21 protein-coding genes, 1 tRNA gene and 1 pseudogene are annotated in these 25,226 nt (G+C 39.8%); 12 read left to right on the top strand and 11 right to left on the bottom strand.

Annotation, left to right across the window (positions count from 1 at the left end):
• Positions 1–89: 89 nt before the first annotated feature.
• Positions 90–287: a hypothetical protein gene (locus K1Y79_RS02985; RefSeq protein ID WP_220248509.1), complete on the top strand. Its 198-nt coding sequence runs from the start codon at positions 90–92 to the stop codon at positions 285–287.
• A 210-nt stretch (positions 288–497) separates the two neighbouring features.
• Here the strand turns inward: K1Y79_RS02985 and K1Y79_RS02980 are convergent, their stop codons facing one another.
• Together K1Y79_RS02980 and K1Y79_RS02975 are read right to left on the bottom strand one after the other, a co-directional pair.
• Complete coding sequence (locus tag K1Y79_RS02980) at positions 498–1,382, bottom strand: hypothetical protein (RefSeq protein ID WP_220248508.1); 885 nt, start codon at positions 1,380–1,382, stop codon at positions 498–500.
• 416 nt (positions 1,383–1,798) lie between these two features.
• Positions 1,799–2,596, bottom strand: coding sequence for a M57 family metalloprotease (locus tag K1Y79_RS02975; RefSeq protein ID WP_236059466.1), 798 nt, complete (start codon positions 2,594–2,596; stop codon positions 1,799–1,801).
• 163 nt (positions 2,597–2,759) lie between these two features.
• Here K1Y79_RS02975 and K1Y79_RS02970 point away from each other — a divergent pair, with 163 nt between their 5' ends.
• From K1Y79_RS02970 to K1Y79_RS02960, 3 genes are all read left to right on the top strand, one after another.
• Positions 2,760–3,383 carry a hypothetical protein gene (locus K1Y79_RS02970; protein WP_220248507.1) on the top strand — a complete coding sequence of 208 codons (624 nt, stop codon included), beginning with the start codon at positions 2,760–2,762 and terminating at the stop codon, positions 3,381–3,383.
• 606 nt (positions 3,384–3,989) lie between these two features.
• Positions 3,990–5,399, top strand: coding sequence for an MAC/perforin domain-containing protein (locus tag K1Y79_RS02965; protein ID WP_220248506.1), 1,410 nt, complete (start codon positions 3,990–3,992; stop codon positions 5,397–5,399).
• A gap of 99 nt (positions 5,400–5,498) precedes the next feature.
• The gene (locus tag K1Y79_RS02960; protein ID WP_220248505.1) at positions 5,499–5,723 is read left to right on the top strand and encodes a hypothetical protein; all 225 of its coding nucleotides are present in this window, start codon (positions 5,499–5,501) and stop codon (positions 5,721–5,723) included.
• Positions 5,724–5,943: 220 nt separating this feature from the next.
• On the opposite strand, the gene K1Y79_RS02955 is transcribed toward K1Y79_RS02960, so the two are convergent.
• The 4 genes from K1Y79_RS02955 to K1Y79_RS02940 form a co-directional block, all read right to left on the bottom strand.
• Positions 5,944–6,405 (bottom strand): hypothetical protein, encoded by a 462-nt coding sequence (locus K1Y79_RS02955; RefSeq protein ID WP_220248504.1) that lies wholly within the window; start codon positions 6,403–6,405, stop codon positions 5,944–5,946.
• 14 nt (positions 6,406–6,419) lie between these two features.
• On the bottom strand, positions 6,420–6,926 hold the full coding sequence (locus tag K1Y79_RS02950; RefSeq protein ID WP_220248503.1) for a hypothetical protein: 507 nt from the start codon (positions 6,924–6,926) through the stop codon (positions 6,420–6,422).
• A gap of 239 nt (positions 6,927–7,165) precedes the next feature.
• The gene (locus tag K1Y79_RS02945) at positions 7,166–8,149 is read right to left on the bottom strand and encodes an ISAon1 family transposase (RefSeq protein WP_236059464.1); all 984 of its coding nucleotides are present in this window, start codon (positions 8,147–8,149) and stop codon (positions 7,166–7,168) included.
• On the bottom strand, positions 8,142–8,495 hold the full coding sequence (locus K1Y79_RS02940) for an ISAon1 family transposase N-terminal region protein (RefSeq protein ID WP_236059462.1): 354 nt from the start codon (positions 8,493–8,495) through the stop codon (positions 8,142–8,144). The genes K1Y79_RS02945 and K1Y79_RS02940 overlap by 8 nt, the downstream gene beginning before the upstream one ends.
• Before the next feature lie 921 nt (positions 8,496–9,416).
• On the opposite strand from K1Y79_RS02940, the gene K1Y79_RS02935 reads away from it, so the two are divergent.
• A protein-coding gene (locus K1Y79_RS02935) for an IS3 family transposase (RefSeq protein WP_220248502.1) occupies positions 9,417–10,528 on the top strand; the annotation gives its coding sequence in 2 pieces (ribosomal slippage) (positions 9,417–9,669 and positions 9,669–10,528; 1,113 coding nt in all).
• A 42-nt stretch (positions 10,529–10,570) separates the two neighbouring features.
• Positions 10,571–10,774 (top strand): hypothetical protein, encoded by a 204-nt coding sequence (locus tag K1Y79_RS02930; protein ID WP_220248501.1) that lies wholly within the window; start codon positions 10,571–10,573, stop codon positions 10,772–10,774.
• 417 nt (positions 10,775–11,191) lie between these two features.
• Here K1Y79_RS02930 and K1Y79_RS02925 read toward each other — a convergent pair whose 3' ends face one another.
• A complete protein-coding gene (locus K1Y79_RS02925; RefSeq protein WP_220248500.1) occupies positions 11,192–15,421 on the bottom strand; it encodes a tetratricopeptide repeat protein in 4,230 nt (1,409 codons plus the stop codon).
• A gap of 436 nt (positions 15,422–15,857) precedes the next feature.
• The gene (locus K1Y79_RS02920; RefSeq protein WP_220248499.1) at positions 15,858–16,091 is read right to left on the bottom strand and encodes a helix-turn-helix domain-containing protein; all 234 of its coding nucleotides are present in this window, start codon (positions 16,089–16,091) and stop codon (positions 15,858–15,860) included.
• Between the two features lie 472 nt (positions 16,092–16,563).
• Here K1Y79_RS02920 and K1Y79_RS02915 point away from each other — a divergent pair, with 472 nt between their 5' ends.
• From K1Y79_RS02915 to K1Y79_RS29085, 4 genes and pseudogenes are all read left to right on the top strand, one after another.
• Positions 16,564–17,505: an ATP-binding protein gene (locus tag K1Y79_RS02915; RefSeq protein WP_236059461.1), complete on the top strand. Its 942-nt coding sequence runs from the start codon at positions 16,564–16,566 to the stop codon at positions 17,503–17,505.
• Between the two features lie 140 nt (positions 17,506–17,645).
• Complete coding sequence (locus tag K1Y79_RS02910; protein WP_220248498.1) at positions 17,646–18,065, top strand: response regulator; 420 nt, start codon at positions 17,646–17,648, stop codon at positions 18,063–18,065.
• Positions 18,066–19,381: 1,316 nt separating this feature from the next.
• Positions 19,382–19,639 (top strand): hypothetical protein, encoded by a 258-nt coding sequence (locus K1Y79_RS02905; protein ID WP_220248497.1) that lies wholly within the window; start codon positions 19,382–19,384, stop codon positions 19,637–19,639.
• Positions 19,536–20,528: pseudogene (locus K1Y79_RS29085) on the top strand (recombinase family protein); the annotation flags it as partial. The gene K1Y79_RS02905 and the pseudogene K1Y79_RS29085, both read left to right, overlap by 104 nt.
• A gap of 580 nt (positions 20,529–21,108) precedes the next feature.
• Here K1Y79_RS29085 and K1Y79_RS02895 read toward each other — a convergent pair.
• The 3 genes from K1Y79_RS02895 to K1Y79_RS02885 all read right to left on the bottom strand — a co-directional run bounded on the left by K1Y79_RS02895 (position 21,109) and on the right by K1Y79_RS02885 (position 23,428).
• A tRNA-Leu gene (locus K1Y79_RS02895) sits at positions 21,109–21,192 on the bottom strand.
• Positions 21,193–21,305: 113 nt separating this feature from the next.
• Positions 21,306–22,442, bottom strand: a complete 1,137-nt coding sequence (locus K1Y79_RS02890; RefSeq protein ID WP_220248496.1) for a glycoside hydrolase family 76 protein — start codon at positions 22,440–22,442, stop codon at positions 21,306–21,308.
• A gap of 173 nt (positions 22,443–22,615) precedes the next feature.
• Positions 22,616–23,428, bottom strand: a complete 813-nt coding sequence (locus K1Y79_RS02885; RefSeq protein WP_220248495.1) for a 2,3,4,5-tetrahydropyridine-2,6-dicarboxylate N-succinyltransferase — start codon at positions 23,426–23,428, stop codon at positions 22,616–22,618.
• Between the two features lie 90 nt (positions 23,429–23,518).
• On the opposite strand from K1Y79_RS02885, the gene K1Y79_RS02880 reads away from it, so the two are divergent.
• Both K1Y79_RS02880 and K1Y79_RS02875 read left to right on the top strand, forming a co-directional pair.
• Positions 23,519–24,649 (top strand): glycosyltransferase family 4 protein, encoded by a 1,131-nt coding sequence (locus tag K1Y79_RS02880; protein WP_220248494.1) that lies wholly within the window; start codon positions 23,519–23,521, stop codon positions 24,647–24,649.
• A 3-nt stretch (positions 24,650–24,652) separates the two neighbouring features.
• Entirely contained in the window at positions 24,653–25,222 is a 570-nt protein-coding gene (locus K1Y79_RS02875) for an L-threonylcarbamoyladenylate synthase (protein ID WP_220248493.1), read from the top strand.
• The last annotated feature ends 4 nt before the right edge of the window (positions 25,223–25,226 follow it).

Raw genomic sequence — 25,226 nt, 5'->3', positions numbered from 1 at the left:
ACGATTTGTTGCCGTAGAGACACCATCAGACGTTGTCAACAACGGGTCGGCCCTGGTAGAAAGGAGGAGTATATTTTTTGTGTTCAATTATGAAACTAATTACAATGAATGATATACATGAGGTTCCTCCATCACCTGCAGCTGACAGTGAAAGGTTGCCAGATGATATGTTACATGATGGATCTGTGCCGACGCCAGAGAAAGATAAACAGCAGGTAATACAGGAATTGTTGCCTCCCGGTAATGTTGATCAACCTGTTCCTCCACCCGCAGTCGAGGGACAGTAAGTGTATTATACAGGAAGAGTTGATATTAGAGTAAATGTAATGCTGGGAATGATGTAGGTTGGGGCTATAGCTGTGACACTGAACTACTGGCAACCCGGTATTTCGATATATGCTTATGTTACAATGACGCTACTATTTTATTCGTATAATCATCGCAACATAAGCATTATTAAAGAGCATAACTGCGTCTTAATATTGGACTACCTACACTTAGTTTTTTGGTACTTTAATATACTCAAATCTGATAGTGCTATGCGTACGTGATTCTCCTGAAGAATACTTAAGCCAATAAGAGTTCAGTAAACCAAGGCCATTCTTAGTATAATTTACACTGAATGGTTGGTTACCCTGCAGGCCATTACGGAATACATAATCAGAAGGATTCAGGAGCTGGGTGAAATTCAGCTTAGGAACTGAATTAGAGCCAAACAAGATGAAGCTTGCTCTTACTGCTAGTACCATGTTGTAAGCGTCAGAGAATCGGATTGTCGTGTCAGTAGAAGCTTCTAAAGAAGTAGGCAGGATATCTCCAAATCTGAGATGAGTGATCGTATCAATCTTGCCAGCCGCATTTCTGATATATGAAAAGTTCCCAAACTCTACTGGCTCAACCCCTTGTCTGTCGAATATAGTTGCAGTTTTCAGGCGATTATTATCATCATAAGCCATTGTATAAGAATAATTTCCTTGCCACTGAGTACTATCTATCTGGCGCAAACTGTCCAGACGATTATTGGTGTTGTAGTAGAAGTGATAAAATTGCTTGTAGCCCGTAGCGAATACGCCGGTTCCCTTAGCACTCATCTGCGTCATTTTACCCGCCGTATTATATGTAAATAGATAATTAATGGAATCATTCAACGATGCTACAGCTGCAACTCTTGCGATTTTATCGTTATTGTAGTATACAGTATCCACATATGAAGGGGTACCAGTGCTATCCCCTGCATAATAGTAAGCTCTGCTGATCACATATGTTGAATCAGGTACAGGTGTAGGTGTTGTAATTTCATTGTTCTCATCTTTTTTACAGGCGTGTAAAATAGCAGCGCAGCCAATCACGGCAAAAATGCGGGTTAATGTTACTGATTTCATAGTATAAGGTTTGTTTATAAAATGCTGACTTAAAAAAGTAGGGATCTATTAAAAAAAGAGCACAAATATACGTTTAATATTTAATGTAATGTATATATGTGTGGCATTTTATAAACAGAAACAATAAGTACTCTGTAAAGGCTAAACGATTTCAAGTTAATCATAGAAGATCGAAGCTTTGCTACTGAATTTACTCTGCTTCCCAATAACTGATCAATAATCCTTAGTAACACTAGTACTGACTGCATGCAGAGTAAATTGTTTATTATCAAGGATTAATGTTGATATTTATGATGTACCCCTTGAACTATAAATGATTGTATTAACTAGTAATGCGCCTGAAGAAGCAAGAAATCCTTCACAATTAGTTAAAGGAATTCTTGCTTATCTACACCAGATATCATCCTGGTCGTCTATTAGAACGGGAACAAAATTCTTGTTGCCTGCACATCTCCTGTTGTAAATCCGTTCCATGGGAGAATGAATGAATTCATTACTGAATATGGATCTACTTGTGGAGGATCGGGAATCCACGGTGTTCCGCTGGTAATAAAGAACCCGACATTCTGATCCGTATGATTGAATCCAACTGTATGGCCGAGTTCATGCGTTATGGCAAATAACTTTTCACTTGGAGTTAGATAGTTATAGTAGGTATTGATCTCAATACTTACACCGGGACGTCCGTTGGATGTAGGTAGGTATGCTCGGGCAACCCAGTTAGCGCCACTTTCGTAACCAGCGAATACGCGGGTATGTGCCTGGAACAGTGTGCTCACCAGAGACATACCAAGGCCGCTGCCAAGGGTACTCCAGTTTGTCACTGCTCCCTGTGTAGCGGTTTGCCAGTCCGCCGGCACTGCAGGGTCAATGTATACCCGCACGTCGTATTGGTACGTTCTGCTGACAATATAACGGTGTCGCCAATGTTCGGTCTGCGGGCCATCGCTAGTACCTTCGCTTTTAATTCGAGCGGCAACCTCGTCCTGGTTAATCAAAATGTCATTATCAAGAATGAATTTGCCATTCTTAAATTCAATATTTTCCTTTTTAAATCCTTTACTGTTTAAATACGCGATTTGCGAATCAACTACCTTGGTGTGAGAAGTCGATTCCGATTCTTCCTTTTTGCAGGAAAACAAGCAAGACATTGCTAACAATAAAAAGGCTAATAAGTGGGGTACACGCAAAATAAGCGCATGGTTTTTTAACATAAGATAAGGTTTAATTTGAGGGAATAAAATCTACTATTAAGATACGAATATTTCCTTAAATTTTGATCATAAAATGAACAAAAAATCTACTGAAAATAAGTATATTTTTGTGTCAGGTAGTAGCGACGCATGCTGCTTATAATCTGTTAAAAATGAGATCGAAATGAATAAACTAATCGCCGTATTTGAAGAGTTGCTTATGTGTAAAAGTACAGGAGAAGTCGATAAATTATTAGAGCGTCATAATATAGATAAGAAATTCCATTTTCCTGAGAAAAACTATCCTAAACTCACTTTCAAAATTCTACCTGAGGAGATAATAACTTTGAAAGAAAAGGGTATTTTGTCTGAAGACAACAGCCTAAAAGACACAACTCATTTTACCACTACTGAGAAGTTACTATATGCGTTAGTTTGGAAAAATGGAGATCTCCAAAAGTTGAAACATATCATTAATGGGATTCTCGCCGATGCAGATAACGATATAGCGGAAGCAGTTGTATTTAACCAATTTGGAAGATATCTGAGTGGAAGAGTTCATGAGCCTATTATAGATCAGCATGTGCTCAGGGCATTTGGGGTATACATGTACCGCACAGATGTACTTGCTGTTGAGCGGTATAGAAGAATGACGATAGTCACTAAAAATGAAGGCGACTTAATAAAGCGATATAAGCATTGGATCAGTAACGAACTTGATACTTCATTAATGGCCCAGCAGGAGTACAATGTTCATGTGGATAAGATTTTATTTGGATTAGGACGATATATTAAACTCAAGCCTTGATGTATACAGGATGATCTTCTGTTTCTTTAAGTCGGCATCGGCTAATGCTTCCTGACGAGTAGACGCTGTCCTCATACATAATAATTATCTATGGGGACAAAAACATTATTTTGTATTTGAATATTCCTTTATCTTTGCATCGATAATTAAATATAACCATAACGTTACCCGTACCATTAAATACACTGTTTTGTAGAAAGATATTCCTATAGAAGGTACCATTAGAATACAATTGACTACTTGCCTGAAGCACATATATACTTCCATAAGTCTTGCGTTTCTTTTATGTTTTTGTATCAATAATATTGCGTGCTGCACGCAAATTCATTGTAGCAACATGCTGTTTTCCTGAATATACCAGCTTTTACGAGATGAAAGACTGCTTTAAAAGCAGGTCTTGACAAGGATTGGTATGCATTGTTTAACCGGATGTTTTACTTCATCATTAACTATATAATATAAACTGCCATGTTATTATTATCAACCATTTCTTAGAGTACCCGAATTAACGTATTACACCACCTGTTCATAACATACTGTTTGACGTGCTATCAGACACGACATAACATTCCTATGTATTTTATTAATTACCAATAAACCATTATCATGAAAAGAGTTTTGCTGCTAAGTTTTGCAGCCTTCTGTTTCTCCTGTCAGAAAGAAAGTAAACAAGACATCCCTGTTCCTGATGAAGTTCGTAAACCAACCACTGAAGCTGCCGGCGATGGCGCTTATGACGTTATCGGTTATGGCTGTGATGTTACCGGGCCGTTCGCTGATGCCGCGTCCTCCCGTCACGCAGTGGTTGATCTGGCTGCGTTCCAGGCTGCCTTTCCCAACCGCGTGCTGGTTACCAACCCTAACAGGCAGAGCTTTTTCGCAGAGTCAGGCGCTGATGCTTCTTCAATGTTAAAAAAAGTATCGTTAAGTCTAAGTGCTACTGCCACTTATACGGCTTTCACCGGCACATTAAAAGGTAATTTCACCAGCAACAATTTTATTTCTTCAAAGGAAGTTTACGGTATTTATAATCTGTTAATGGAACGCAAACAGATTCAATTAAATACAGATGCCGCAACCTTGAAGAATTATCTGACAGCTGAGTTTAGGTACGATCTCGCAAACCTTCCAGTACATAGTCTGGTTGAGCGTTATGGTACACACGTGCATGTGAATATTATCACCGGCGGTAAGTTGCAGATCATTTATAAAGCTGCTACCAAGAGTGCGCGCCGTGCTACTGCAGCCGCCGGCGGTCTCGAAGCTGGTATTGGAAAGGTATTCGCTATTAAGTTTGATGCTGGAGTAGATAAAACAGCTGCGGACAGTAACTACGCAGAATCTGTTACCTATCATGCTGTAGGCGGTGGGGTTCATGTACCGCTGGTAACCGTAAATGTGGCCGGTAGCACCTTTAATCCCAACGACTGGCAGCGCTCGGTTAATGATCAGAATATAGTACTTGTAGCTATTCCTAAACAAGGTTTAATTGCAATCACTGATCTTGTGGATGATCCGGCAAAAAAAGCTGAACTCGCGTCATACATTGAACAATACATCCTTAATAATGCAATCAACCTGCAATATGGAGAAGTGCCGCTATACCGGTATATGTTCTATAACGGATCCCTCATCGATAATCTGTTGACTACCACGCCTACTGAAGTAGCTGGCCTGACAAATTGGACTAACACTGGTATTATCGGCAAAATGTTTACTGATAACTCAATGCCTGGTACTATTCCTATCTATAGATATTTTCAGAACAACAGGACCCACTTTTACACCAACAATTTCAATGAAATCGGTAATGGTGGTAACCACGGAAAGTTCGAGTGGATTGAGGGATATATTTACGCCAAAGCAACAGCTGGAGCAATTCCTATCTATAGATACAATTCAAACGGCATGCACTGGTATACTACCCAGAATGCCGGACAGAGTTTTTACTATGGCGCAGGCATCTTACGTAAACAATTCATCTTTGAATCAATACTTGGTTATATCCCACAGTAATTGACAATCTCATTTTATATAAAGCGAAGGCGTATTCTATGAAGAAGGCACCTTCGCTTTTATAATTTCCTTTGACAGATTACATAATAGTTATGTCGTATGACTGGTAACTGGTTTGGTCAGGACCTGAGTTGCGATTATGGCTTTACGGCTAATCAGTTGAACGGTAACATCGCCGGTGCAAAATGGAAGACACGTGCAGACAGGGCTTTTGCATATGGTTATAGTTACGACAGGGCAAACCGGTTAGCTAGTGCTTATTTTACCCAGCGAAACGGTGCCACAGAGAGCCAAGGACTTTTCTGTGATCAACCTAAGTTATGATGCTAATGGTAACATCAAAAGTTAAAAAATGTCGAGAGCTAATCCAGCCACCGTACCCAGCAGGTGTCGTTTCGCTCGGCTCCGCTCCGCCTCACTTCACTCCACCTGCTGGTGGTATTAGTCGATACAGTTGAATATATGCTTACACAAAGAATTTTACACTAACTCAATTATTTAAAGCAGCTAACGACCCTTTTTATTTGAGTATTTAATTTGATTGTCAGTTGCAATAGCTTCTATCTACATAAATTTTTGAGCCTCCAGACATGTAATAGCATCCACCTCTTGGTCCTCTAATATATCTGATAGATTGTTTGTACGTTTGTTTTTGTGTCGAGGAACCTCTTGTTTCTGAAGTAACGCGACTTGTTACTACCGGTGTAACATTTTGTTGTTCTGGAATGTATTCGTAGTTTGGCTCGTACTTGTAATAACGTCTGCTTTTGTAGGTTGCTATATCAGCGTTTGCCGCTTCTATTTTATCTATGCTATCGGACAAATCATTTTTATTTACAAAACCCTCTATATCTTCCAAGGCAACTTTCACATAAGGCGTGTTATCATTGTAACCTAAAAATTTCAGATATGAACCTAAATAAACTTTCCCAATGGTTTTGCCTTTGTCAGAAGGTTTGTTTTTTAAAAGAGTGAACTCCTTGTTTACAAATAAATAACCTTGCACTCTTTTGGCAAAAGCTAAACTATCAGCAATTCTTTCTTGCTCTGCTCTCTTTGCAGTTTCGGTGCTGTCTTTGATATGCTTTTCTGTCTGTGTGAGCTTTGTTCATAATTCCGATATTCTTTCAATTCGTTTTCATAGTACTCTGTCGCCCAATCTTTGTCCAAAGCTTCTAATGTGTTTATGTCGCTATAGTAATAAGGTATTGTTAAATGCTCGTTATTCTTGTAAAGCTCGTAGTAGCTGTCAAGTTGATTTTGTATTCTTACGATGTAGCTTTTTGCATCGCTAATTATCTTGTTTTCCGGCACACGTAGCACTTTAATCATTGAGCCGTTGATTTCATGCTCAGAAATGGAACTTTCAATTGACTTTTTCTTTTTGCCATCTTTGATTTTCCCTACAATTCCTCTTCCCAAACCTGCGCCTAATTCAATAGCAGAACCGGGGGCAATTTGTGCAGAACAGGTCAACATCGAAAGAATGCAAATTACAAAAGCAAATAGGTTCAAAAAATATCTCATAATTATAGGATTGTAAAATAGCAGATAACGTTTGTTACCACTATTATACACTATTTTTTAAAAAAAAAGCAATTTCCACTCGTGCCGGTGTTCGCAAGGCCGTTGTCGTGTATTCTGACCTACAACAGAAGTGGGTAATAGGTTAACGGGGTTAGATCGAAGCGACACAATCTGCGGGATCTTCCTACCGCCCGTATCCGGAAGACGTTGGATCAAGTTGAAAAGTTGGGGGATTGCCATTAGGCATATAGTTTAACGAGCCTAAAAAGGAAGAAGTTCACGTCCCTTACTCCTCTCATGGCGTTTCTAAATGATTTTACCTTCGCATTAAATGATTCTGCTGCGGCATTGGTGGCCCGGTTGTTAAAGAAGTTCAGGATACCTAGATAATGATTTTGAACAGTTCTGGACAGGGTTTTGAAGGATTCTATTCCTGAGGTATCTACATCATTGTACCATAGTGCGAGCCTTTTAAAGGCTTGTTCTTTGCTAGTACATATTCTGAACACATCTCCAAGACCCAACGACAGTTGATATGCTTTTTGGATAACAGGATACCTGGTAAACAATAGTTCCGCCCGTTGCTGCTGCTCTCTAGTCCATAATCGTGGCTGTTTGAACAGTAAGTATCTGCTTCGGGCTAGAAGCTGTTTGACAGTATCTCCATTATGCAGCACTTCTGGCTGATAGGCAATTTTCTGCTTTCTAGCTTGTTCATAGGCCTTATTCTCTTCCTCAAGGGCTTCCCATCTATATTTTATACGGGTTTCCTGTACCGCATCAAAGGCTAGTTGTTGAACATGAAAACGGTCAATTACACGGTCTGCATTAGGGAAGCACCGCTTAATAGCTAGGTTTAGGCTTGCAGACATATCGATCGTTACTTCCAATACTGTCCTGCGAAGCCGTTTAGGGATCTTGTTCAAAATATTAATCAGATAGTCCGCCTGTGTGCCTTTAATCATTGCTACAATAGAGCCCCTGCGGCCTTTTGCAGCCTTATTCGTCACTATCGTATACAGTTCTCCACTGGAAAATGCTGTTTCATCAATGCTTAGATAGGGACCGATATTTTGCTCAAAGACCATCCAGTGTTCAGCATGATCCTTCTGCTCCCATTGGTGATAGTCGCTTAAATGATTCTTGTATTGTTGTTGTAATTGTTTACCATCTACCTGAAAAAAGTGGCCTAGTTGTACGGGACTGATGGGATAATTATCCAAATATCCCTTTTAAAAAAAGCCCGAACTCTGTTGTCATTCGTGCTCCTGCTCTTACTAGCGTCCAGTCTCTGGTTACTATTTCTCCTGTCGATTGCACCTCCCAGCGTCTGCGTTTGATGCATAGGGCAACCTTATGCCCCCTAATAGGAAAGTCCTGTACTTGTATTTCTGGTAGAAAACCTTTGGAGTGAAGTAATTGATCTTTGTATTCCTCTGGAACAATATTTTTCTCTTCCAGGAAGATATTAATTCCTTTAGAATCCTTTGTGGTATTGGTTAACTCGAAGTATTCCAAAATGCCTGCTGGAAGCATTAATTCTATTAACTGGCGGTAGTTCTGATCCAAAATGTCGATTTAGACAGCAAAACAACAGCTTTTGATCTAATCCCCCAAGTTTTCAACTTGATCCCAAGTTTTCAACTTGATCCGTTAAAACCTGTGAAAAATTGACAAGCATAAATTAAAAATGGCCCTGTAAATCAATTGATTACAGAGCCATTACGTGCCCAGTGGCGGAGCGTTATCGAACCAAATGGTGTTAGTTATCAGTAAATTACATGAAATGTGAGCTCCGATTCATTGATTCTTAGCTATATAAATTATATATAGTTAATTTCTTTGACCTGCGGGCAAAATGCATTAATGCAGTATTTTTGTGCCGACGTTAGTCCAACGTGATACCGAATATCTGCCGAGATATTCAATTGCATTTCAATTGGACTTTCACAAGAAGAAATGCAATGATTTTCGGGCAACCCAAACTTAGTGTATGAAACGCACCAGTTTTGGAATGAAATTCCGTATCAGTATCGGGATATTTAGTTTTCAGTTTTTTATAAAGAGATACGTAAAATAGGGAAGATTCTTTTTATAAGGAACTGCCTGAAGGATCCTCCTGCATCTTTATCCTCAATTTCAAATTTCAGGAGCTTTATATTAAGGATATCGCACAGGATTAAGACTACAACAAGAAAAGCCGGAGACATCTCCGGCTTTTTACAAGTAATTGAAATAGTTGCTGGCTATGAGATGATCTTATCTGTTCGGGAACTTGGAACTTCTATCTGTTTAAAAAAAGGAATTTACTAAGAAAAATGGCTAACTTTTTTCATATATACAGACTTTCTTCACAGTTAAAGAGGGCATTATCTGTCAGCGGTTACTAAGTAGAATTTCTAAACATTTATAACAAAGTTGTAAGTACCCCTGAACGGCAGACAGTTTAAAATTAGATAAAAGTGTTAATTTTAAACTAATCTGTTCATCATGAAAAAGACAAGATTTACAGAATCCCAGATTGTTGCTATCCTTAAACAACAAGAATCCGGGATACCGACCAAAGAGATCTGCCGAGAACACGGTATTTCAGAAGCGACTTTCTATAATTGGAAGAGTCGTTATGGAGGTATGGAAGCCTCAGATGTAAGGCGTTTGAAAGATCTAGAAGAAGAAAATGCGCGTCTGAAAAGGATGTATGCTGATGTATCCCTGGATAATCAGCTTCTTAAAGATCTCTTCACAAAAAAAGGCTGGGCCCTACCACCCAAAGACAAATAGCGCATGAGCTGGTTAGTGAAGAAGGTATTTCTGTGAGTAGGGCCTGCAGACTTGTATCCTTTCCACGATCTCAATTCTATTACAATAGCCGTAAGAATGATAATGCAGTTATTACTGCATTGCAGGAACTGGCTTTTAAGCATCCTAACTACGGCTTTAGGAAGCTATCCTCCTATTTGCGGAGGGCAGGCCATAAATGGAATCATAAACGGATTTACCGTGTTTATAGGCTATTAAAACTCAACAAACGTAGGAAGGGAAAAAGACGATTACCCGCCCGGATAAAGCAACCACTTATCAGGCAACAAACGATTAACGTTAGTTGGAGTATGGATTTTATGAGTGATAGTATGACTGGTAACAGACGCTTCCGGACTTTTAATGTAATGGATGACTGTTCAAGAGAAGCATTGGCTATTGAGATTGATACATCCCTATCTGCCAAGAGGATTACGAGGGTACTGGACCGAATATTGGCAACGCGTGGTAAGCCGAATAGTATACGAGTTGATAATGGACCGGAGTTCACTTCTACAGAGTTTTGCCTATGGTGCAAAACGAATAATATCATCGTTCATTACATCCAACCAGGTAAGCCAATGCAAAATGGATATATTGAAAGGTTTAACCGTCTATATCGTGAGGCTGTTCTTGATGCATACTTATTTTTTGACCTTAACCAGGTAAGAGAGTTAACGGAGGAGTGGCTGGAAGAATACAATCTGCGTAGGCCACATGAAGCGTTAAATAATCTTACTCCAGAAGAATGGAAAAACATGGTTCTGGAAGAAACGATTCTCCAGAAGAATACTGTTTGCTAAACGGGGTACTTACAAAGTTCAATCAAATAAAAGTTCAAATTTATGAGAAAGAGACCCCTTATTGAAGACATTGAGCGCAAGTATGATCAAGGAAATGAACATGGTATAATGGACCAATATATTATAAACATTAGATCTGCAGATAAAGCCGAAAGAGCGGCAAAAAAAAGTGACGTAATTGCTTGGCTGTCACTTTTGGTAGGAACTTTGGGAACTATTGCTGCTATTATAGCTTTATTTCAATGATGCTCCAATTGAATTTTTGAAAATTGTAGTTATTTCAGATTGATCGAACCGCTTTTAGATTGATTATAAAGGATTTACTGGAGATCTCCAATTGATATAAAAATAACAAACCCGCTCTTAGAGCGGGTTTAGCTATCTTTAGTGCTCAGTAGCGGTAAATTCTCAAACCAAATTATTCTGGTTGTCAGACATATTATTTCTCAAAGGAAACGTAGTGTTGACTCTTATGAAAAGTACATGGTTCTTCATAACAAGCATTTAGAAAATAAATAAACGATGCTTACTCCCCCTGGAGGATAAGCCGATAGTTATTAGGACAATCAATATTGGAAAAATATAATATAAAGAGTAAAGAAATTGTGTTCGATACCCCCTGAGTGCGGCTATTGCGGACATATGATGTGTGATTAATTTCGATTAAATTTTTGACCTTAACATCACGGTGGCTGCAATATAGTTCCGCCCTTTTGTATCAGTGATCGCTACCTTATTCAAAAAGTCTACCGTTATTATAACTTCTGTATCTACTGACAAATCTTTCATTCTACATTTCCTTAGATGTTTTTCTCTAAATGCAATATCTTTATCGAGTTCCTCGCATTGAATGTATCCATTGTTGCCTGATAATAGTTTGATTTTACCAAAATAAGAGCTTGCGTTTAAAGGTCCATTTTTTGCTTCTTTAGTAGCAATTCCCTTTGCGTCAGGTAAGACGACCTGTCTTATGACACTGGGAGATTTTATTTGGGGAATATGTGCTTTAATGTCAATAGGCTTAGCTGTCGATAAATTGTTGATATTTCGTTCTTCTATCTCTTCAGAATCCTCAATTAGATCTTTTAATTCATGATAATCATGTTTTTTTATCGATTCATCTCGATGTTTATTTAGCTCTATGACAGACCAGGCTTGAACTTGATCATACCGAAATCCTATATAGCATTTTATTCTTTCATTTATATGTCTTTCAGTAAATCCGCCGACATTAGGTACGAAAAACGCTTCTAATCCTGTATCAAGTTTTATAATTCCTTGTTGAGTACTATTTATTTTATGTATTCTACCAGTAACTTCTTTTAGCAAATGTGTGTTTCGTACAAAAAAATCGCTTGAAAACTCGCCAAGTTTTCTATGATTAACCATTTGTTGGATACCGTTTCCTGTCCCATACCATTCGTAGCAAAATTTATCATTTCTTAGGTATGGCTTCATTTTGTTTAATACATCGGTTACTACTTGGGCACTACTAGGGTCGAAGCTGCCGTCACATAAGATGTTGATAGAGTTTAACACATATAAGTAATAGTAGCCTTCTAGAAGTGATGTGTCGTTTTGTTCTGTGATTTGTGCCCATCTGCCAATTTTTGATATACAATTAACGATACTAGGAGGGCTACTTACGTGCCTGATTGCTTGAAGCCATAATCTAATATTTTGAGTATTGGTAGGATCTTCGAAAATATTCTCCTCCAAATATTGTACGCATTGACTAAGTTCATACTCTGATATTTCAGACCAAGCCTGGAAGAAGTCCTTTTGATTAGTAGCTTTTGATGCCAGCGAGCAGATAACAAACATCCTACGATAATGTGGGCGCATATATTCGTAACCTTTCGGAGTACGTTTAATTAAGTCTTCAAATTTGCTTTTTGCGGTAAGATGTTTTCCTAGTGTTTTGAATAACAGTGCTTCGCAATCAAAGACATAAGCTGCTGATCGTTGAATTCGCTCCTTATTTTCCAAAGTTTTGGCTTGTTCTATAACGAATAGAGCCTCTTCTAGTAGACGTGAAATTTTATCTAGTCTTTCAGCATACCAACTATTTTGTGGATTAGTAATAAACGCCTCTTTGGACGCCGTCGATCCATATATTTTGTATCCGAAGTCCAACGTTTTCAAAATAACTCTCATCTGTGATTCGTATCCATAAATATCATAAGGATCTTCATTTATACAATTATCAAAAACATCACACGCTTGTTCTGTCAAATTTTGAATTTGTTCTTCAGCTTCTTCTGCTGATATACCTTGTTGTTCAAATGTATATATTAAATTTTCTGTCTTTTCTCTATAGCACATACCTAGAGTATGCAAAAGACTCGGATTATTGGGGTATATCTTTAAAGATGCTTCCGCTTCCTCAATCGCTCTGTTGTATTGTTTTAATCCAATTTTCGAGCTGTAGAGATATCTTGAAAAATGACCGTGAAAATGAGCTTCATCCGGATAGGCATTCGTCAATGCTTCAAAAATAGCAATTCCGTCTTCTGGATTGGGTAAATCACTTATTGTCCTGGTAAACTCTGAATCTGGACCATTATTGTCATAATATGGGCGTTCTATAAAGAGTGCGTCAAATATTTCAGCAGTATCTCGGTTGATATATGGTTCGGACAGTTTAACGAATTTGATTAGTTCAATTAACCATTGTGCTAGATAAGTCTTCCAATTCTTTGTATATTCAGCTCCACCTGAAAGTATTATCTTCATTCCTTCCTCACCAAGTATAGCATATCTGGGACGCCAGATATTGTAATAATCATCATCTGGACCTTCTTCGTGCAATAATTCAAACAATGGACTTTCTGATCCTAAAAGGAATTTCATATCACATTTACTTCGTTCAACATTAAATAATGCACTAAATAGCTCCGCAGGTACTGATTTCTGAGTATAGTGGTAAATTAGACATATAAAGCCGGCAATTTTCTTTTGCTCCAATGTAACTCCGTTCAAGCACTTGCTAACATAATTTGCCAAACCATTATAATTTTTTCCAAATGCAGTGAGTGCATAAAGTACAGGAGAAATATATTTTGGAGTATATCTAAACTCCTTGGGAATATTTCTGATTTTTTCTTTCTTGTCTGGTGCTAAAAGAATATAGGAGCTTTCAAATGCATTCATTTCTGTGCCCTCTAATTGTGCCTTAACGAAGAACTTTTTATTTGATGACTTAGATAATTCACCACGATGCACAATTACTATAATTGCGTTTTTCTTTGCGGTAGCTAGGTCTTTATATAACAAATGGCTGTCCCTAACTTCAAAAGACTCTATTAATATTAATAAGGGTAAGCTACCCTTGGTATACTGATCATAGATTATTCTTAACCCTTCGACAGTTCTCTTATGTATATAGCTTCTTATTACGACGGTAGGATAATCAGGTGATATTTTATAGGCGATTAATCTCGCTAAGGTAGACCCTCCTGCTCCTGCCTGATGAATAAGTTGTATTTCTTCAAGTTTATTTTCGCTTAGCCAAGATATTATTTTTGAATAAATATGCTCCAACACATTGCGATTAATTGGCCTTTGTTCAGAAAGATCTCGCCATGTGGCTGTACTTCCCTTAAAGAATCGATGATCATCATCAGTTGGAATCGTTTTTTCAATTCCCTTAAAGACAATTTCTATACCTAGTGAGTAAAGATAGTCATAATGATCTTGCGTTATCGAAGAGTATAATTTTTTTTCTTCTCTAATAATTGGAATACTTATAAGTCCAACATTTGAGGTGTCGGTATCTAAATTAAGGGTGTTATTTATACCGTTGGCAACGTCTATAGACGAAATTCCTAGCACTGTAACTATGTTGGGATACTTAAACTTAATGGTTTCATATGTCTCACTTTCGGAGCATAGAACGAACTGCACATTCCCTTCATCGAGGCTGCTAATTTCATCTATTATATCATCTGCATATATGGGAGGAATGTCAATCATCGTAACAATACGAGATTTTAGTCGTGAACCATTGATAAATGCATGATATAACTTAGAGGACAAAAATTTCTTATATTGAGTTCGCCATGTAGGATAATCATTCGTTGGAAGTACATTATTGTGCTGTCCGTTTGCTAAAAACCAATAATGAGAAAATAACGGGTCGAACTCTATTTTATCTTTAATTGTAAAGGTTTTCTTGTATCCTTGCCCTTTTAATTTATTAAACTGATATAAGAGGCCATGTTCGTGTTCATCCGTGTAAGGATCAAAGTCGATAATTAGTCTCCATGGCAATTTACTTAATGCATTTGCTACATATGCATCTTCATCAAGTGTTTGAGGAGAAACAAGTATATATTGAAACGTCTTTTTGTCGAAGTTTTTACATGCAATCTCAAATTCCTGCCATTTCTCAATAGGAGATTTTAGTAGCGAATGTGTAGGCTTTCCGATAGAAGCATTCTGAATAGTAGAAGGAATTTCTTGTTCTAATATTGCCTCATACAACCAACGGATAATTGGTTTTATATTGGCATTACAGATGTCTAAATCTTGAGCAGTAACTTTATCCGCTGATTTGTTTGCTGAGTGAGACCCAGGGTTTGCCCGGTCTCTAATTAGTTCAAGTTGTAGTTTGATCGTTTTTTTTTGTGGAGCATTTATATCATCAAGAACCTGAATAAGATCTACTAACTTTAGCTCTCCCTTAGTTATTCGTTTTGAAGGGATTTTTACATCTTTTCCAAGAATAATTTGGGTTCCTGTCTTTTCATTTGTCAATTTTAAAATTGCAGCCTTACATATACCTTCAGCAACAATCCTTACCGTATTGGTGGTAAGTTCTTTTCTTTCATATGTGCCAACCCAGTACGTATAGTTTAGTTCAATTTCATTAAGTTTGTCTGAGATCGTCATGGTGAGGGTTTATTAGTATATTATGAAGTTTTGTGTTTAATTGGCTTTCCTGCTTTCTTTACAGCATAATTGCCATGTAAAAATGTAAAAATAGAATGATTATAAGATGAAGTTGAGAGGTTATTGCATTGGTATCTGGGCTTAATAACTGTCGGAAATACATGTTTTATATTTGATGAGGGTGATATAAAATAAGGGATGTTACAATTAATGAACATTCTTGAAGTTTGGAATAGAGGTATATCTAATAATGCCAATGATACTTCCATTAACCTTTGTTCTTGTGTATATAGTTGCTAGATGTTTATTGACTATAGAACTTTAAAATATATAGTCGTGAGGTATTTTTTTTTTGACTATAGTATATATGTATTGAAATATATTTTTGTATTTTTTAAAGCCAAATTTCAGTTCCAGATGAAACTATCTGAAAATATTAAATTGGCTCATTCGGAATAAAGTCTTTGATTGAACATCCGAAAAATTTAGCTATTGCATTCAAATGTTGGAGATTATACTTTTCCCTTCTCTTCGGATTCTCACAATGCCCCACAAATGCATCATTAAATCCAGCCCCCTGTGACAAATCAATCTGACTTACCTTCCTGGCAGTTCTCATTTCCTTTACTTTCTCAATCACATATTGGTCTAGCGGGGACTTAATATTCATCTTTTTGCTGGCGAATAAAAATATTATAAAAATATTCAGCACATGTACTTGTCCATGTATTTTTATTTCTTATCTTAGAGCTACAATTATCAAATTAACTATATGAGACAGTATATACGTATAACTAATACGGATACAGGATAGTTTTGTACATTTACAGCCTCAAAAATATTTTATTGAAGCTCGCTTCTTACTTAATCCAGCCCGTGGAAAGTCGAAATTCTCAGGTATGCTAGGATGATAAGGAGAGTGCTCACGTTATTGGCGTGGGCCTTCTTGTCTGCATACAGCCCTTCGACTGGCTCCACGGCGGCAAGATGTGCTTGCGCCTTTTTCTTTTAGAAAAGGTACAGCCCTCTTACGTCTATACGCTTCCAAAAATCATTCGAAACTTACAGAATTTGAAAAACGGCAGCCGAGATATCCATCTTGGTCCGAGATCTTGTTACCTAAAAGCTGTAAATCATTACAAATGAAAAAACAAATGACTTACTCTGAAAAGAGTAGGAGTAGCCAATCATTGCTTACTAAAAGCGAAACCGAATATCCTTTACAGGTATTCAATAAGGTTTTCATGAAGTATAGCTTGGAGTCTATTCTTCAGAGTATCAAGGGCGTTTTCACAGCATCATTCAATATTGATCTTCAAAGAATAATTGAGGCTGGGCATATTCTGGCATGTTCATCACAAGAGCATCGGACAGATGAAGAATGTACGAACTGCATATATGCCAAGCTATTGTTAGTAATAGTAGATATGATTGATGCTCAATTAGGGCTTGCTGAAGTCGCCATGAACAGGCTGGTGGAGGAACACGAATTTCATCTATTTGCAACCAGGCCAGAAGTAGCCTGTTACATAAGCACATTTCGCCTGATTGTGGCCCGGAGCAGACATTTATTAAAGGATATTAATCATAAACTAAAGTTTGGTGGAGGTGACTTCACGTTAAATCCCAATATGACCAAGTTCAATCTGGCAATTTTTGTTGACGAGATAACAGCTTCATTTAAATTATACGAAGATGCGACAGGCAGGGTGATTGAAATAAGGAACACAGTTGAATCAAGTCAGAACCTGCTAACGGATAAGGTCATGCTGGACATAATAATGTCCAGTCTTATACACGTTGCATATGCCCACAGTAGAAAATCTACAAGGGTATTCATATTAGTCGAAGCGGCAGATGAACGGCTTTCATTTAGCGTCAAAAGTGAAGGAAAGCAAATGTCCAACGCCGAGGTTGAAAACCTATTTAAACCGCTTAATGGTTCGATAACATTAGCCAATAATTGGGGGGCAAACTTATATATGGCTAAGAAATGCATTGACGTATTAGGTGGCGTGATACGAGTACTTAGTGAAAAATACGAAACTGTCATTCAAGCCAACCTACCATGCCTTTTGAGATAGTCGTGGCTGTGATTATGCCTTATGCGCTTGATTTATCAATGTGCCGGTGAAGTAGAACTTAATACGGGCCAACAACGAACCATTGTTTAATAATCCCTTGGCATTATCCTTTGATACAGCCGAGGAATAAAAATCCCACTATGACTCCTGTACGAGCTAGAAAGAAACTGTCAATTTGTTTGGTTGATGATAACCGATTAGCTAGGTGCGACTTGGCTAATGTCCTGGACAGTATGAACGCCTACATACCAATCGTTTGTTCCAATATCTACGAGTTAATAGATGAGTATTTATGTTACACACTAAAAGGGCCGCCCAATTTTATTATCTCGGAATGGTACAAAGACTTTTCTGATCCTGATTTCCTGGTCATTTTTAGTGATAGTCCACTGGCTACAATTCCGATAGTTATCTTGACGGATACAAATAGGGCAAAATCTGTTAAACCGCCGCCTGAGATGGTAATCATTGGTACACTCGGGAAACCTGTTAATAGAAAGAATCTCAAAGAAATGTTAACCGATTATATAAAACATAAAAAAGTAGAAGAATATGACTGAAATAAAGCACTATTCAAACAATTTTTTAAATGACTTAATGACTTGCCTAGAGAATGCACCAGATGAATTCACTAGCGCCATCTGTAAGGGGCTTAGATGGAGTAAAACAAAGTTCAAATCGAATTTAAACACTGAGATACTAGGGAAGGTCGATACAATGTCACCAAGGGAGGTTGAGCATGTTTTAAGATTATATCAGCATTCTATCGCCTTTCAGCTACTCTTGAAACGATCGCTATACTGGAAGAAAAGACTGAACACTTCACAAAAGCCTATTCAAAACATGCTGAAGTTTCCAGACACATTTGCCAATACCATGATAAAAGACTTGTTCACCACATTGGAGAATGCACCGGCCTTGTTCCGTGAATGTGTTTGTTCAAATTTGAAGTGGCAACCTACTAAATTCGATTCATATCGTCTGGCTCCTATAGTTAAGGATTATGATACATATACTGTTTTTAATAAGAAGCGGATTAGCATAATCATTCCAATCTATGAATCCCTTGTTATGTGCCAGATACATGATAGAGCGTTCAAATGGGATAAACACAATCTGACTCAGTAATGCTTCTAAGCAGGTATTATAGTCAGATCTATGTTATGAAAAAATACCGATGCGAATTTTCGTGAATATCCATAGCTGAAATAAACATAGGGTTATATCTTGAAGGGAACACCGGTAATGGATTCTTCCTCCGCCGGTTTTTTATTACCAACCATAAAAAATAACTATATCCATATGAGAAATTTACCTGAATGGCACGAGAAGCCATTGGAACTGACAGTTGAAGAGATTTCTGAACCGATGTCGGTTGTTTCAGATTTCCTTCATTCTTATCCGTTGCCGGAATTTAGGGAGTATCTGAGATCGCTTCTATTAATGGCATGTAGCGATCAAGATTGTAACGCTTCATTTAATATCATTCTGTGTGAGGACGTTATTCGATTAGTAGAGGCATGTAGTATAATCTTAAAACAGCGCTATGGGGAAGCAAAAGCGTAGAGATAGCAGATTGGCGTGTCTAGGTTTCTACCGTTTTCCGACTCTTTTTAACTTTTTCCAATCTTTTTCAACTAAAAGTCAAATGGATTTCAACTCGCGGTCAAATGGAAGTCGACTGTTAGCCGACGAAATGTATCTCGTCATGAAAGAGATTTACACCAGTTTAAATGACCCTGAATCCGGTTTACGATTGAATGACGGAAAATAATCTGAGCAAATTCGAGCAAGTTTTTTACCATACATGACATTTCGAGGAAAAGCGGGGAAGTAGATTTTTGGGTGGCTGTATATTGGTCTCTTATTTAATCATATGAAACATGAAGTCCAACGTCAGTTACTCGAAAAACCCTCAATTGAGGAAGCAACAAGAATCCTCCAGGCAGATCAATACGCTTATACAGATGAAGAAGTTACCATAATAATAGACTTTATACATCGTCTGGCCGCTATTGATCTAAATATATATGAACAATCAAATCCACAAATCCATCACCTTAAAGACTACAACAATGATCACGCAAAGAAAAGCATTCCTATATCCAAGAGTAAGCACAGACGAGCAAGCTGACGGTTATAGCTTGGCCCATCAGGAAGAGGTGTTAATACGTTATTGTGAGAAAGAGAACATCCAGGTGGTCGGCATTTATAGAGAAGACCATTCTGCAAAGACGTTTGACAGGCCGGAGTTCCAAAAGATGCTGCATGTAATCAGCAAGAACAAAGGTATTGTTGACCTGATACTATTTTCTAAATGGGATCGGTTCTCTCGAAATGTTGCCGCTGCCTATGAAATGATCGGCAAGCTGAAAAGGCTATCCGTAGAACCTCAGTCCATTGAACAGCCTTTGGATATGGATATACCAGAAAGCAAGATCATGCTGGCTATTTATCTTACTACACCAGAGGTCGAAAATGACCGGAGAGCTTTAAATACGCTTCATGGTATGCGCAGAGCCAAGAAAGAGGGGAGATACCTGGGCATTGCCCCGATTGGCTATAAGAACGGACGTGACGCTCAGAACAAGCCATTTCTTATTCCCGATGAAAAGGCGGAAATAGTCCGTTGGGCGTTCGAAGAGCTATCCAGAGGTATGTGGGACATTGATACACTCCGGCGTATGGCTAATAGACAAGGATTAAAAATAGGTAGGAGCCAGTTTTGGAGCCTAGTCCGTAATCCAGTCTATTGTGGGAAGGTTTTCATAGCTGCCTATAAAAACGAACCAGCTCACAGTGTAAAAGGTATTCATGAGCCTATCATCCCTGAAAGTCTATTTGACGATGTTCAGGACGTCCTGAAAGGGAAGAAGCGGAATGTTAGGGTGAATACCTTCACAGAAATTGACCAGCAATTACCCTTACGAGGCTTCCTGATCTGTCCTAGATGCGGGAGACTATTAAGTGGGAGTGGATCAAAAGGAAACGGCGGTGTCTATTATTACTACCATTGCCAATCCGTCAAGCTATGCAAAGAGCGTTTCCGGGCAGATACCGCCAACGAGGCATTCGTTAGACAATTAGGTCAGATAGCAGTCAATGCACCTATCATCGACTATTATTGCCAGCTTATCAGTAATTCATTAAAGAAGGATAACCAAGGGAAGGAACAGGAGCTTAAAGAAACGCAGGCAGAGATAGACAAACTATATATAAGAATACAAAACGCACGTTCTTTACGCTTAGATGATGAATTTACAGCAGAAGAATTTAAAGAGATTAAGACAGACCTGACCAGGAAGATAGAGGAACTAGAAAAGAAGAAAACAAAGCTATTATCCACCAACGACAACTACCAGGAATACCTCTCCCAAGGCGGCGAAATCATGAAGAACATTGCTACTCGCTATGTTTCCGCTTCCCCAATCGGCAAAAAACAAATCATTGGTTCGATCTTCGCAGAAAAGCTGATTTTTTCGGAAAACAAATTTCGAACCACGGAACCAAACATCATCCTCGAGCTGATAACCAAGCCCAGAAAGGATCTTGACCACCTTAAAAAGCAAAAGGTCGGAGACATCTCCGACCTTTCCGCTTTTGTGCCCAGAACTGGATTCGAACCAGCACACCCTTGCGAGCGCTGCGACCTGAACACAGTGCGTCTACCAATTTCGCCATCTGGGCAACTGATTTCCGTGTCAGGGAGTGCAAAGGTAAACATTTCCTTCAAACCTCCAAATATTTTTTTAAACAGATACCCCCTTCGCTGATCTCAGACCAGCGAAAGGGGTAAAATATTAGAACAACCATACGCCATTCATCATCGCCACACCATTCGTCGTCTCGAAAGAGTTGAGATAGTTATCCGGTGTTCTGCGCCACCATTGTCCCCACATCAGACCATTGGAGTTGCGGTAGTTCCAGGCTTCTGCTGCGTTGTAGTTAAGCCAGCTGGCATAGCTGCTCTGCAGGCTGTGATCCTTGACGAACCTGCAGGCCCAACGGGCAAAGATAGCTTTGAAGCCCTGGCAGTCATCACAGTCATATTCATCCGGTAGCAATCCCTGCGCATTACACATATTACTCCTGGTATAGTCCATCGCTTTGATAGCCATGTTCCTGAAGTTAGAGGACGGGTATGCATTGTGCAACATGCTGCATGCGCCGATAAAGGTTCCCTGGGTGTAGGTCCGGGCACCTTCGGTAATCGTGCCGGCAGCGTTGATAGCACCTTTCACTTCACCGTTAGAGCTATAGAGGCGGCTTACCATCCAGTCGGTCAGCTGTTTGGCTTTGTCCCGGTAGCTAACATCTCCTGTTACCTGGTACAGGTACATAGCGCAGATGGCGGCGGGGGCATTTACACAGGCATTTTTAGTGGCTTTGGCGGTTGTCCACCACAGGCCGCCGCCAAGGTTGTTATCCCAGGCGCGGTTCCAGACCATGTCGAAGTTATTTTTCGCCATATCCTTCATACCTCCGTCGTTGGTGATCAGGAAGGCGCGGACGCACATCAGGGCTCCCCATATCACATCATCATTGAAGGTGTTGGCGGTCCATAGCAATCCGTGAGCATCGCGCATACCATTGTACAGGTACACGATCTTGTTGCGAAGGTCTGCATTGTTATTGACGTTGTAGGCGTCAATTAATGTCTCAATAGCTTCTGCCTGCCGCCAGAAATCCATTCTGCCGGTGCGTGTCACATCAGAATAATAATAGGCTTTAAAAGATGTTCCATAGGTGCCGTATTGATTGTAAAAGGCATTGTTGTAACACTGCATGGCCAGCAGTGCTTCTGAGCGTACAGGTTGGACGGCGCTGATAGTCCCGAGTTCATTCGTGGATAGTTTTTCGGTGTCTTTGATCTCCTTTTTTCCGCAGCTGCCCATAACAAGGGCCAGGAGTACTGCCGCAATCGGTGGAATTTTCATGTGTTTCATTTTTATGAATAAAGGGTACTTGCTAACGTGGAAAAATCTTCGTGGAAACCGGGTTTTCTTACTGGTATATTATAGGACAGGCAGACGGGGAAAACTACTTACAAAGCATATAAAAAAAAGCCGCTTCTGGTAAAGAAGCGGCTCATAAAGTATTTTCAGATAGCTTATACAGCTACGCTAAATTCTCTCAGGGTGTCGTTCAGACTGGTTTTCAGATCTGTAGACGCTTTACGCTGACCGATGATCAGTGCACAGGATACCTGGTATTCACCTGCTGGGAACTTCTTGGTATATGTACCCGGGATCACTACGCTGCGTGCCGGTACACGGCCTTTATATTCAATTGGTTCAGGACCACTTACATCAATGATCTTGGTACTCTGTGTCAGTACTACGTTAGCACCCAATACCGCTTCTTTTTCAACAATAACACCTTCTACCACGATGCAGCGGGAACCGATGAAGCAACCATCTTCGATGATCACCGGACTAGCCTGCAATGGTTCCAGTACGCCACCGATGCCTACACCGCCACTCAGGTGAACGTGCTTGCCGATCTGCGCGCAGGATCCTACTGTAGCCCAGGTATCAACCATGGTACCCTCGTCTACATAAGCGCCGATGTTTACATATGATGGCATCAGGATCGCTCCTTTAGCAATAAAAGCACCGTAACGGGCAACAGCATGAGGTACAACACGTACGCCCAGGTCTTTGTAACGGGATTTCAGTTTCATTTTATCATAGAACTCGAACGGTCCTACTTCCATGGTCTCCATTGGCTGGATACTGAAATACATCAAAATGGCCTGTTTAACCCACTCATTTACCTTCCAGCCATTCTCTCCGGGTTCTGCCACTCTTGTTTTCCCTTTGTCTACTGCCTCGATCACACATTTTACTGCATCACTATACTGTGACTCCTGCAGTAAGCTACGATCGTTCCAGGCTGCTTTTATTAATTCTTGTAGCTCCATCGTTGAAATTTTTTGCAAACATAAGGAAAACATGTTAGTAGTTGCAAGCTGGCAGCGATTCCTTACCTTTACCACCCTTTAAACATTGCTATGAATATTGCCTTCGATGCGAAGCGGGCCTACCAGAATAATACCGGACTGGGGAACTATAGCCGTACCTTAATCAGTTCCCTGGCTACCTATCATCCGCAGCATAATTACTTCCTGTATGCTCCTAAGCTGACTACCATGTATCAAACTGCGGGGTTTGCAAATATGCAATCTGTGCTGCCGGAGAAACGTCTGCACCGCTGGTTCAGGAGCGCCTGGAGAAGTAAATATGTAGTAAAGGAACTCGCCGCTAAAGGGATCGATATCTACCACGGATTAAGCCATGAAATACCATTTGGTATCCATACCAGTGGTGTGAAAAGCATTGTCACAATGCATGACCTCATATTTGAACGCTACCCTGGACAATATAACCCTATTGACGTTCAAACCTACCGGCGGAAAGCAAAATATGCCTGTAAGTATGCAGATCATATCATCGCTATCAGTGAACAAACAAAGCAGGATATCATTCATTATTATAAAACGCCGGCAGAAAAGATCACAGTCGTATACCAGAGTTGCGATGAGTTCTTTGCCACGATGCATGATGCTACCCGTATCAGCAAAATGAAAGCGCAATATGGATTGCCTGATTCCTACTTCCTGTATGTAGGCTCTATCATTGAACGTAAGAATCTGCTGGGTATCATCCAGGCCATGCTGCAGCTGAAAGGTGATGTAGATTTGCCATTGGTAGTACTGGGCGGCGGAAGCAGCTATAAGAAAAAAGTGAAGGCATTCATAGAGAAACATGATATGTCAGACCGTATCATCTGGCTCAATGAAAAAGGCCGTCTGGCAGATGCAGACCTGCCGTTGTTGTACCAGGGCGCGGAAGCATTGATATATCCTTCTATCTTTGAAGGTTTTGGTATTCCTATCCTGGAAGCGTTGTGGAGCCGTACCCCGGTTATCACTTCTGCCGGTTCCTGTTTTGGTGAAACCGGAGGTAATGCAGCCCTGTACGTCAACCCGCTGCAGCCTGGTACTATTGCTGATGCCATGAAGAAGGTACTCCGCGAACCTGATGTTGCTGCGGACATGAAAACAAAAGGGTGGGCACACGCACAGTTGTTTACGCGTGAAAGATGTGCCGCCGGCGTAATGAAGGTCTACGAAAGTTTATAAATTATGACTGATTTTGAAAATGATGTAACTGCCTCCCTCCAGGTGCTACGCTCCGGAGGATTGATATTATATCCCACTGATACCATCTGGGGGATCGGTTGTGATGCGACCGACGAAGAGGCAGTAAAAAAGGTATTTGCACTCAAACAACGCCCCGAGGCGAAAAGCCTCGTCATTCTGCTGGCAGATGTGAAAGATCTGCTGAAATATGTGGCCCATCCCAGCCCCGATATCGCAGATGTCCTGGCAGGCTTTGACAGACCTACCACCGTCATCTATGAAGGTGCACTTGACCTCGCTCCCAATGTAATCAATAGCGACGGCACTGTAGCCATCCGTATCGTAAAAGACACCTTCTGCCGCCATCTCATCAAACGGCTGCGTAAACCGTTAGTATCTACTTCTGCTAATATCAGCGGACAACCATCACCTGCTACCTTCGCTGATGTAAGTATGGCAATCAGGAACGGTGTAGATCACGTGGTGGGGTACCGCCAGGATGACACCACCCCCGCGCAGGCTTCCAGGATCATCCGGTTGCGGAAAGATGGCAGTATTGAAGTGATCAGATAAAAAA

The organism is Chitinophaga rhizophila (assembly GCF_019492185.1).
Lineage (GTDB): Bacteria > Bacteroidota > Bacteroidia > Chitinophagales > Chitinophagaceae > Chitinophaga > Chitinophaga rhizophila.
Note: the sequence above shows the minus strand (reverse complement) of the source record. Positions and strands in the feature narration are given on the sequence as shown.

Bases quoted from the DNA above. Each gene is read 5' to 3' on its own strand.
- K1Y79_RS02985 (WP_220248509.1), top strand. From the start codon at position 90: ATGAAACTAATTACAATGAATGATATACATGAGGTTCCTCCATCACCT.
- K1Y79_RS02980 (WP_220248508.1), bottom strand. From the start codon at position 1,382: ATGAAATCAGTAACATTAACCCGCATTTTTGCCGTGATTGGCTGCGCT.
- K1Y79_RS02975 (WP_236059466.1), bottom strand. From the start codon at position 2,596: ATGTTAAAAAACCATGCGCTTATTTTGCGTGTACCCCACTTATTAGCC.
- K1Y79_RS02970 (WP_220248507.1), top strand. From the start codon at position 2,760: ATGAATAAACTAATCGCCGTATTTGAAGAGTTGCTTATGTGTAAAAGT.
- K1Y79_RS02965 (WP_220248506.1), top strand. From the start codon at position 3,990: ATGAAAAGAGTTTTGCTGCTAAGTTTTGCAGCCTTCTGTTTCTCCTGT.
- K1Y79_RS02960 (WP_220248505.1), top strand. From the start codon at position 5,499: ATGACTGGTAACTGGTTTGGTCAGGACCTGAGTTGCGATTATGGCTTT.
- K1Y79_RS02950 (WP_220248503.1), bottom strand. From the start codon at position 6,926: ATGAGATATTTTTTGAACCTATTTGCTTTTGTAATTTGCATTCTTTCG.
- K1Y79_RS02930 (WP_220248501.1), top strand. From the start codon at position 10,571: ATGAGAAAGAGACCCCTTATTGAAGACATTGAGCGCAAGTATGATCAA.
- K1Y79_RS02925 (WP_220248500.1), bottom strand. From the start codon at position 15,421: ATGACGATCTCAGACAAACTTAATGAAATTGAACTAAACTATACGTAC.
- K1Y79_RS02920 (WP_220248499.1), bottom strand. From the start codon at position 16,091: ATGAATATTAAGTCCCCGCTAGACCAATATGTGATTGAGAAAGTAAAG.
- K1Y79_RS02915 (WP_236059461.1), top strand. From the start codon at position 16,564: ATGAAAAAACAAATGACTTACTCTGAAAAGAGTAGGAGTAGCCAATCA.
- K1Y79_RS02910 (WP_220248498.1), top strand. From the start codon at position 17,646: ATGACTCCTGTACGAGCTAGAAAGAAACTGTCAATTTGTTTGGTTGAT.
- K1Y79_RS02905 (WP_220248497.1), top strand. From the start codon at position 19,382: ATGAAACATGAAGTCCAACGTCAGTTACTCGAAAAACCCTCAATTGAG.
- K1Y79_RS02890 (WP_220248496.1), bottom strand. From the start codon at position 22,442: ATGAAAATTCCACCGATTGCGGCAGTACTCCTGGCCCTTGTTATGGGC.
- K1Y79_RS02885 (WP_220248495.1), bottom strand. From the start codon at position 23,428: ATGGAGCTACAAGAATTAATAAAAGCAGCCTGGAACGATCGTAGCTTA.
- K1Y79_RS02880 (WP_220248494.1), top strand. From the start codon at position 23,519: ATGAATATTGCCTTCGATGCGAAGCGGGCCTACCAGAATAATACCGGA.
- K1Y79_RS02875 (WP_220248493.1), top strand. From the start codon at position 24,653: ATGACTGATTTTGAAAATGATGTAACTGCCTCCCTCCAGGTGCTACGC.